9 protein-coding genes and 1 pseudogene are annotated in these 9,077 nt (G+C 57.2%); 6 read left to right on the top strand and 4 right to left on the bottom strand.

All coding sequences use genetic code 11. The features are described 5' to 3' along the window. Positions 1 to 162: transposase (locus tag AC1D06_RS40260; protein WP_477990326.1), on the bottom strand; the 162-nt coding region annotated here is incomplete at its 3' end. Positions 163 to 364: 202 nt separating this feature from the next. On the opposite strand from AC1D06_RS40260, the gene AC1D06_RS40265 reads away from it, so the two are divergent. Beyond that, entirely contained in the window at positions 365 to 2,113 is a 1,749-nt protein-coding gene (locus AC1D06_RS40265; protein ID WP_477991082.1) for a zeta toxin, read from the top strand. A gap of 33 nt (positions 2,114 to 2,146) precedes the next feature. On the opposite strand, the gene rctB is transcribed toward AC1D06_RS40265, so the two are convergent. Beyond that, on the bottom strand, positions 2,147 to 2,740 hold the full coding sequence (gene rctB, locus AC1D06_RS40270) for an SMa0974 family conjugal transfer regulator (RefSeq protein ID WP_477991083.1): 594 nt from the start codon (positions 2,738 to 2,740) through the stop codon (positions 2,147 to 2,149). A gap of 108 nt (positions 2,741 to 2,848) precedes the next feature. Between rctB and AC1D06_RS40275 the strand changes: the two genes are divergently transcribed. From AC1D06_RS40275 to AC1D06_RS40295, 5 genes are all read left to right on the top strand, one after another. After that, a complete protein-coding gene (locus AC1D06_RS40275; RefSeq protein ID WP_477991084.1) occupies positions 2,849 to 4,456 on the top strand; it encodes an RcgA family putative transporter in 1,608 nt (535 codons plus the stop codon). Beyond that, a complete protein-coding gene (locus AC1D06_RS40280) occupies positions 4,446 to 5,447 on the top strand; it encodes an alpha/beta fold hydrolase (protein ID WP_477991085.1) in 1,002 nt (333 codons plus the stop codon). Before AC1D06_RS40275 ends, AC1D06_RS40280 begins: the two co-directional genes overlap by 11 nt. A gap of 290 nt (positions 5,448 to 5,737) precedes the next feature. Next, entirely contained in the window at positions 5,738 to 6,301 is a 564-nt protein-coding gene (locus AC1D06_RS40285) for a hypothetical protein (RefSeq protein ID WP_477991086.1), read from the top strand. Between the two features lie 26 nt (positions 6,302 to 6,327). Further along, positions 6,328 to 6,624, top strand: coding sequence for an ATP-binding domain-containing protein (locus tag AC1D06_RS40290; protein ID WP_477991087.1), 297 nt, complete (start codon positions 6,328 to 6,330; stop codon positions 6,622 to 6,624). Between the two features lie 409 nt (positions 6,625 to 7,033). Beyond that, a complete protein-coding gene (locus tag AC1D06_RS40295; RefSeq protein WP_477991088.1) occupies positions 7,034 to 7,384 on the top strand; it encodes a Rossmann-fold NAD(P)-binding domain-containing protein in 351 nt (116 codons plus the stop codon). Between the two features lie 665 nt (positions 7,385 to 8,049). On the opposite strand, the pseudogene AC1D06_RS40300 reads toward AC1D06_RS40295, so the two are convergent. Together AC1D06_RS40300 and AC1D06_RS40305 are read right to left on the bottom strand one after the other, a co-directional pair. Beyond that, positions 8,050 to 8,268, bottom strand: a pseudogene (locus AC1D06_RS40300) (integrase core domain-containing protein); the annotation flags it as partial. Between the two features lie 445 nt (positions 8,269 to 8,713). Beyond that, positions 8,714 to 9,077: transposase (locus AC1D06_RS40305; protein ID WP_477991089.1), on the bottom strand; the 364-nt coding region annotated here is incomplete at its 5' end.

Raw genomic sequence — 9,077 nt, forward strand, 5'->3', positions numbered from 1 at the left:
CTCCGGAACATCCGCCCACGGCGAACCGGTGCGGAACCGCCACAAAATCCCATTGATGGTGCGACGATCATCTACCCGTGGAACACCACGAGGCTTATTCGGCAACAAAGGCGCGATAATATTCCATTCCAAATCAGTCAGCTCATGGCGGCGACGGGTCATCATTAGGCTCCCAAATCAATGGCAGCCTTGAATCACCGTCAAACCCAAAGGGGAAGCCCGTTTATGAGTTTACGGCCTAGTCGATCGGGTGCAGTTGCGGACGCGCGGCGGCGCGACAATCTACGACAACGAATTCCGCGACAGGCAATGGACTCATCCCCCGGGTGGCCGGCTAGCATTGGAGCGCGAGCAGACCCGGCCGTTGACGCGCGGCGAGTTGCAGCGCTTCGCAGACGACTGGAACCATGTGCTGGCACGCATGGAGGAACGGAACGCGCCGGCGGACCGGATCGCAGCGGTGGAGGTCCGTGCGGACGAAGACGTCGCCCGTCTTCTGGCGCAGCGCCGGGAAGCCGATGGGGAACAGGGACAGCGTCGGGGACGGACGATCCTGCAAAAACCCGCCGACGCTCATCGGCTGTTCTTGGAGCTCTACGATAACGCGGTGCGTGACGCCGAGCGCCGGCCGATCGGCAATGTCGAAGCGTACGCGGTCGGGCGCCTCGCCCAAAGCTACATGGCGCTGAGCCTGGTGGAGGCGGCGCGCGATCTCGGCCTGCTGGCGGAGGATGGGAAGATCGTCGCGACGCGGGCGACGCAGGACAAGCAGGGTGACAGTGAATTCCCCGCGGCGCACAGGATACCGGCGGATCTTGCCGTCGAAATGGCGGATGGGAGCCGCCGGCGGCTGACGGAATATTTCGCGGTCGAGCTCAATCGCGTGGCGATCGACCGAGAGGTGTTCAGCCCGACCGATCGCATGGCACGTCTCGCCAACGTCGCGGATTCCTGGGCAGAGACCGCCGGCATGCCCAAGACGCTCGTTCGGGCGGCGAACGCGGTGGCAGGTGGAAGCATGTCCGCCGACCAGGCGATGTCAGAGATCGTCGAGCCGGGATATGCGGCAGCGATCGCACAGGCACAGCGTCGGCTTGAGCGCAATGTGGCGCTTGCCGAACGTGCGATCAGCGCGACCGCCGTCGTCGATGTGAACGGAGAACCGTTTCGCGGCGTAGGGGACGATTTGCGGCTTCGGACCGTAGATATCGAGAACCGCGCCCGGGCCAAGTTGATAATGGAGGCAGTTCTCACGGAGGCCGCGCTGCATGATCGTCTCGAACCGGAACGGCGCCGAGCTGCGGATGGGTTCGCGCAGGGTATTGCCGAGAACGAGCGAAAGTTGGCCCTTGGGGTGGACAATCGGTTGGGTCTCAACCGGGCGCCTGCTCTTGGCACAGCCCTCGTCCCAGCCAGACATTTACCGGACCTCACGGAATCCGAAATCGGGGAACGAATGCAACGCTCCTCACGGCTGTCCGACAAGCGCGCCGAGATCGAAAACCTGTCGCGACTGGTGTTCGGCAATAGCGAGGCAGTATCGGCGTCGGTTGCGCGTATCAGCAATGGACAGAGTGGCGCGGCTGCCGGCGCCGATGTTCGCGAGGGCCGGCTTGGTGAGATGGCCGGGGAGGAGGGGCGATGGCTTCGCGGGCCAAATCCGGAGCGGCAGGTGGCGGAAGCCCACGCGCCGAGGCTCGCGGCGGCATTGGCCGACTATGGTCTCGTTATGGACTTCGAACGACACCAGATCGTGTCACAGCATCGCGAGGAGCAGGCGAGACAGCGGGTGGAAATTCCGCGGCCGTCGGCGCGGCTATCGGACGTGCTCGGGGCAGAAAACACCGAACAGGTCCGCCGGCTGAATGTGGAACCGGGGCTGCGCCGAGAACTTGAAGCGCTGTCGCTGGCGATCACCAAACGGTTCTCTCCCGCCGAAAAGGCGGACCTGAAAGGAGGGAACGTCGCGAGGCTCGCATCGTCGCTTGGAGTAAGCCATGAGAATGCCTCGTCGCTCCGGCTCTTCCACGAGCGCGCCGGGCCACTGCAGGACAGGGCCCTGCTACAGAGCCGGGATATCGGACGCGCAAACCAGCTGAATATTCGACGCTAACGGTCTTACGGTTGGCTCGGTAGGGAGGCCAGGCTATCGTCCGCCAGGCCAGCTATACCGATTCATAAGGCGCTCGCGGATATCTCTGAAGGGCACGCTGCCAGCGGTCTGCCACTCGATGGCTGCTGCCGGAACTGTCGTTATAGTATCCACGCTTCCTTGTATTAGCGTCTGGACGCCGGAGAAGATCAGGAAGTCCTGAGCTTCAACCCGGAAATGCAGCGCATCATCGGTTGCTCTGAGGATTGCACGAGCGGTGCCAAAGTCGAGAAGCTTGTCGGTGTTGTATGCACCGATCGACCGGCAATGGGTCTCGGATCGAGCGCAGACCTTCTCAGCGAGGCACTCTGCGTGTGGGGTCCGCACGAACCCCTCAGCAATATGTTTGTACAAAAGCCACCTCCACGATCTGAATTCCCATTGGGGATACGAATGTTGGGTTGGTTCACACCGACAGGTGTGCGGACGCAGGCGCGATACGCGTTGGAAATGCGGCGCGCCGAGAAAGCAACTCGGCCAGCCTGAAGACATGATTTCGCGACTATGGCCCGTAGCGAGCTTGATAAGTCGATCTTCATAGCACGCCGCGACGCTGACATTCCGAACTCCAAAAATTGTATGCCTCATCCTGAAAGCGCCGCTAAGTTGCGTTCGAGCTAATAAAACTGTTGAGCACGAAAGCACGATAAGATACGAAACCTAGCGAAGCGAAACGAAGCCAAGGCCCGTAAGCCGTTGATAAAGAATGGAAAGCTTTTTCTTTCTCCGTCGAAAGACGGGAGTGATTTCAAAGAGCTATTCAAACAACTGGCTGCGGCAGGAGCGGGCCGGCCAGTGGCCAGCGACGGGTTCCCTGCAGGCCCATGGACGCCCGAGCTTCTTGCAGAGGCGATTTCGCAGATCGATTCCAACCCGACGGGGGTCGATCTGCGAACAGTGCAACTTTGGTTTCAAGAGAACGACAAAGGAATTAGCACCTCCAACATTCGTTGGCTGGCAAGGATTTTTGGGTGCGATGATCCGGCGGCCACAAGCGAATGGCAGATAGAGCTTGGTGTGGCGCAGTCTCGCTTGACCGCTAAGAGGCGAGATTCAAAGAAAGCGGAAAACGGCGAAGCACGAGATGCTCCAGATCGGGAGCGTACTGCGACCGCCGATGAGACGAAGTCCCAGGCAGGCCTGACACAGGATATGGACGCCCAGAAGCCGAGTCGGCATTTCAGTTTGGCGAGGAGATCGGAGGCGCTTATTTGTCACGGATCTCCTTTGAACTTACCGGCGTCGGTGTTTGCGGGCGCCACAGCTCTTGGGTTTTTGTCTTATATCACGGGGATTCACAACGCTACCTATGGGCGCCCGGATGGCCTTGTTAAGCAGGTTGGATTTCTGTGGGCGCCAAATTGGACAATCCTCTTCATGGTGTTTCTCCCCCTGTTTTTTGCGCTCGCAGCGGAACTGCTCGTATTCTGGAAACATGAGGGACGTTTGAAGCTTGTATCGCTGGGTCGGATGGAAAGCGACAGGGCTTGGGGGCGGAGCGTTGAAGCTTCGTCCTATACCTATTGGGCAGTCTTTGTTATCTGTGTGTTTTTCGCCGGTCTTTTTCAGTGGATCGGCATGTGCTTGATCCCGTTGATAAACGGCGGTGGCGACTATGCTATCGATTGGAGCAAGTTAGCACTTGTGCACCCTGAAGTCATATCGGTGCCAATGACGATAGTGTTCACATGGCTAGCTTACCTGTACATGTGCTTGTGCTTCTATCTATTCTTCGCTGGCCTCATTTTGCTTTACACTGTGGTACATGACCTTTGGAAGATCGGAGAGCTATCGAAGAGCCAGCCGGGAGTAGAACCTGGGTACGAGATCAATGAAGTCATCCTGCGAGTGATGCGCGGAATTTTTCGATGCACTATTTTGGGGATCCTGATCGCGATATGTATGAAGGCCCAAAGCTCCTACCTAACGTCGAATGGAAAGAACATTGGGGCGTGGTTGGTCGGCGATATGTTTTCAGGCTTCCATGTACGCAACGCTGTGAGCGACGGACCTCGCTATAGAATTCCGACTCATTACAGCAGCCTGCTTATCGCTATCTCGGCCTGTGTTGTTTTTTTGTACGGTTCTATTCGTCTAGGTGTCGGACGTCAGCGCCATTTCCCATTGTGGAGGATGTCGGCGATCGTAGCGTTGCTTTTTGCGAGCTACCTGCTGATCGACGCATTCGCTGGCTTTTCGATCCTCTTGGGCATTGGAGTGCTGCTTGCGATATACAGCCTGCTTGATCCAGGGTTTGGGCAATGGCGAGCGAGTGAGTTAGGAAATCATCAGAATGTATCATAATTGGCTTGATCGTTGGGATGAGCGGCGGGCGCGGCGCGGGGAGGAGGGGAAGGAAACGACGGATTTCGTCCTCGACACGGAACGCGCCTTTCCAAACGCGAAGGAGACTGCAAGTCTCGATGAGTTTTGTAGCCTTGCGGATCAGGCTGTCGCTGACCCAGCCTTCTTCGATGAGCCGAGTCGAAGCGATCAAGGCTTTCAAAGGCAAGACGGGTGGCTCAAATTTCCATCGGGTATTTCTACCGATGTTGAACAGAATAATGTCGTCTGGGCGAAGGTCACAGAAAGTGCCTCGTCCGATAAGGCGATGGTAGTTTTTCACCACTGGAATGCAACCTCGCGAAATCGTCAGATTGCCAAGTTTTTCTCACTGCTTGGCATCACGGTTGTTGAGATTGCTATGCCCTATCACTTCGAGCGCCGACGTCCGAGCTCCTTGCACGCCGACTATATGCTCAGTGCGAATCTCGGTCGAACGATTCAATCTATGAGGCAAGGAGTATGTGATGGGCGAAAACTCATACGTTGGTTGAAAAGCGAAGGCTATCGAGAGATTTCGGTTCTCGGCATGAGCTTGGGCTCCTGGGTTGCCGGGTGCATTGCGGCTCACGATCCGGCTGTATCTAAAGCGTCGTTGTTTCTGACGGCGGGGAGCCTCGCGGATATGGTTTGGACGGGCCGCGCGACACGACATATACGCGAAAGCCTTGAGCCTGAAATTGAACTGAGCGACCTAAGGAGGGCTTGGGGTCCACTTAACATGGAGAACTACGTTGATCGTTTGGCACGGCCTGATCTCGATCTTCACGTCGTGCTGGCCAACAGAGACAAGGTGGTCTTGCCCGACCTGTCGGGGAGATTCATGCAGAAGCTGAAAGACGCCGGAGCTAAGCCAAATCTTTTGAAACTAAACTGTGGCCACTATTCGCTTGCCATGCCGCCTTACATTTTACTGGCCGGCTTAAGCTTGAGGCGGTTTCTATCCCGCTAACAAGTCGGCCCCTGAACATCGAAGGGGCCTGGATATATGGCAGACGGATCGAAGGGCGAACGGGTTTGCATAGACAAGTTTTCGTCGCGAGCAGGTAAATCTTGCTGTAATGATATAACATATCGCATAAGTTTCATTATGGAACACCCGAGCGGTTTCGCTAGTGTTGCTTTTGAGCCTTAAACCGCTTTCTACGTCGTTGTGGATTTCGTCGATAGAGAGCGGTTACGAGTGTTGCTTTTTAACGTAGCTATGGAAAGTTCGCTCCCGATATTTGATCGCGGATTTCCATGCCAATCAATCTTGCTTCGTCATCGATACCGCAGACGCTTTCGGGCATGGCCAGCGTTGGGCCGTCCGGCGTTCCACGCTTTTGGGCGACGATCTGGTCGGACGTGCTCAAGACAAGCATAGAGCCGTCAACCAGACGGAAACATCTTGCTGCCTTGGACAGGCTCTATGCTGCCGTCGAGCGGCAGCATGGCCGTGACTACCTTGACCGTTTGATTGCCGACGCAGATGCCGATGCGCTTGAAGACTGCCTCGTTGGGTTCCTGGCCCAACTTCGGAACGAGGCCGCCGTCGCCAATATCGACAAGACGTCCACTTGGACGTCGGCGATCAGCTTCGTGACCGACATGCTCCGATATGCCGGAAATGCTTCCGGCGCTCGGGCCTCCGAGATGGAAGCGAAGCTCCTGCGCCTCGATACGCTCTACAGCCAACTTGCGCCAAATCCTGAGAAGCCTGCGTCGCCCGTCCGTGCGCTGCCGCCGATTGTCGTCGAAGACCTGTACGAAATCTCCAACCCGGATTCGCCGCGCAGTCCCTTCAAGACTGAAGGGCTACGCTGAACCAGGAGCCACTTCTGCCCGGTCCGATGACGTTACATTGGCGCGAGCTGTATCAGGCCGTCTTCGTTCACCAGCTTCTCATCGCAAGACAAAGCCGTTGGGCGATCAGCGTTCACAAGGCCCAAGGTTCGGCGTTCCGCAGAGTTATCATCCCTATCGTTCCATCGAAGCTTCTCGACAGAACCATGCTCTACACCGCCATAACGCGGGCGGTTGAAACGGTCGTTCTCGTTGGCGATATCGACCATCTCAACGAGGTGGTTTGCAAGTCTCCGCGAAGCTTGGATCGGACGGCGGCGCTCGACTTTACGCTAGAAATATAGCAACGTAGCCGTATTGGATCGCTGCTACAGCCGCTTCAACTGTTGCGAGTCTTTCGAACAACAGAAGCAACAAACAGGCGAATTGCCCCTGCGCAACGGCCTTCAGATGCGCTCTGCGGTGACACCCGTTGCATTGCAGGGATTACAGCTCACTCACTCACCCAGCTACATAGCCGAAATTGCACTCTTTGGAACTGGAAAACATCCTGATCTCTTTTGCATCGCCCAGTGCCGATGCGTAATTTCTAGTAGAGCTAGTCACACCTGGGCGGGCCTGTTGATTGTCGGTTCGATTTGAGCCGTATTTYTGCTTCGCGCTGATCCACGTTGCCGCTCTCAAGGCTTTGAAACACATCATCAATCTACGCGAACTGCTGGGTCAGCGTAAAACGACAATGTGGATCGATTCGTGCTGGAAACAGGCTGGTACACCGAAAACCATGCGGCGTCCGCTCCGCAAGCGGTTCAGTACGGCGTATTGGGTAGCGCGAAGGACGGCCGTGTCTCCGACGCGAGCCGGGCCGACTATGCAGCTGCCGCAGCGACCGTGTTGACCGACGGCGTTACGGAGAACCGAGTGATCGAATTGGCCAGCGACGAGGCGTTCACACTCCCCGAATTCGCCGCCGCCATCGGCGAGATCACAAGCAAATCGGTAGTCTACAAGGATCTGCCCGAAGCGGAGTATCGGCAGGCCCTTGAAGGGGCCGGTCACCGGCTTTTGTCCCCGGCCTGCTTTCGGAAAGTGACGCCAAGATAACGCAGGGCGCCGTGTACGATGACAGCCGGGCGCTGAGCAAATTGATCGGCCGGCCGACGACGCCTTGGCGTGAAACGCTCCAGGCCGCGTTGCAGGACTGATAACGACAGGGGCTGCGCGGTTCCTGATACGATGAGGCAAGATCGCAGCCCCGGTTCCATCCGTACTGCGATTGGCGCAACAACCGTCGATCGGAGGCTTTTGAGTGCTGCCGAACGCAGCAATATGAAAGCTTTCTGCGGCGCGAGGACCCAATGCCGCTATTGTCGCTTTGCATAACGATGGTATGGCGATCAAGAAGATCGTGCGCCGTCTCGGGCACAGCCGAGTACTTGTGCGCAAAGTAATTCGTGGTTTGCGGCCGAGCTCTTCCGCACACGCGAAGGTACGCTCGATCCCTACCTGTCTCATCTCGACGAGCATCGGAGCAACGGTTGCTGCAACGGTGCCGAGCTGTGGCGTCGGCTGAAGCAGGCCGGCATTGACATCGACCACGCCGCAGCTTGATGACGAACAACCGGAGAGGAAAGGCTTGAACTAAAAGTTCTGCCTGAAAAGGCAAATCGGATCGTTCCCCTGGGAACGATGGGCAAGGCGATCTCGTTAGCGGGCACGGTCCTAGGACAAAACTCCCAAGGCCGTTCAACAGATTGAGACGTCTCGCTCTAGATGTGGAGCCTCAACAGGTTGTCTTCGGAAAGGTCGAGGCGACTGATGGGTGGTTTTGAGTTTAGACTGCCGTGCGGGCGATGCCAATTGTACGTGTGGGTCCAGCGTGGCAGATGCTGTTTTCGTCGTTCCGAGGTCTGGTAGGCTCTCGCATATGCCCATTCCCTGAGTGCCGTCTGAATGAAGCGCTCGGCTTTGCCGTTTGTCCTGGACGTCTCCCTGTTTGAAGGGCACTGTGACCTTCAGATACATGACGTGATAGCGAAGCCAATCGGCTCGCGTTCGATCGAATGAGAGACGTCAGAGCAGACCGACTATGATTGCCGGGTTCTCGCTTTTCCGCTCGACGCCATTACACGGCGGCGAAGGGAGGTGCGCGCGGACCGCTGTTGGGCGGATAGGGTGATCCAAAATAAATGACGGCGTCGGCGATCCCACCAAGCGGACCGTCGATGCGGAAACCGCCGAAAAGATAGACGTATATATTATTGCTTTCTTCATCGTCCTTCCGGACGAGCAGCGTTGCGTCCTTTGTGAAGGCATCGCAACAGACTAATCTCGATGAAGGTGTGATCCCGTGCGAAGAGGCGTGCGTTCAATCCCGACGACACTGATCGTCAGCATTTGTCCTGGAAACCGTTTAGAGCCCGATTCATAAGTTCATTCGTAGATCCAATATCTTGCGATGCGCCTTGTGAGCATTCGGATTGAAGCGATTTGCGCCCATGCTGTTGAGCTTTCGATGGACTTTTCCCAATCCTTGGCGAGGCGGCGGCAACGCCCGAGCCAAGCAAATGTTCTTTCGACAACCCATCGGCGCGGTAGCAAGACGAAGCCCGCGGCCTTGTCMGAGCGCTTAACGATTTCGACTGTCCACTGCCCGTGACGGCGCATCGCCAACTTCAACTTGTCGCCCGCATAGCCGCCATCGGCGAAGATATGGCGCAGCCATGGGAAACGGTAGCGGATGGCCTTGAGAACATCGGGCGCACCGTCGCGGTCCTGCACGTCGGCCCCATGGATC

This window comes from Rhizobium sp. P2_G2 (assembly GCF_056403555.1).

Bases quoted from the DNA above. Each gene is read 5' to 3' on its own strand.
- AC1D06_RS40290 (WP_477991087.1), top strand. From the start codon at position 6,328: ATGACGTTACATTGGCGCGAGCTGTATCAGGCCGTCTTCGTTCACCAG.
- AC1D06_RS40280 (WP_477991085.1), top strand. From the start codon at position 4,446: ATGTATCATAATTGGCTTGATCGTTGGGATGAGCGGCGGGCGCGGCGC.
- rctB (WP_477991083.1), bottom strand. From the start codon at position 2,740: ATGAGGCATACAATTTTTGGAGTTCGGAATGTCAGCGTCGCGGCGTGC.
- AC1D06_RS40285 (WP_477991086.1), top strand. From the start codon at position 5,738: ATGCCAATCAATCTTGCTTCGTCATCGATACCGCAGACGCTTTCGGGC.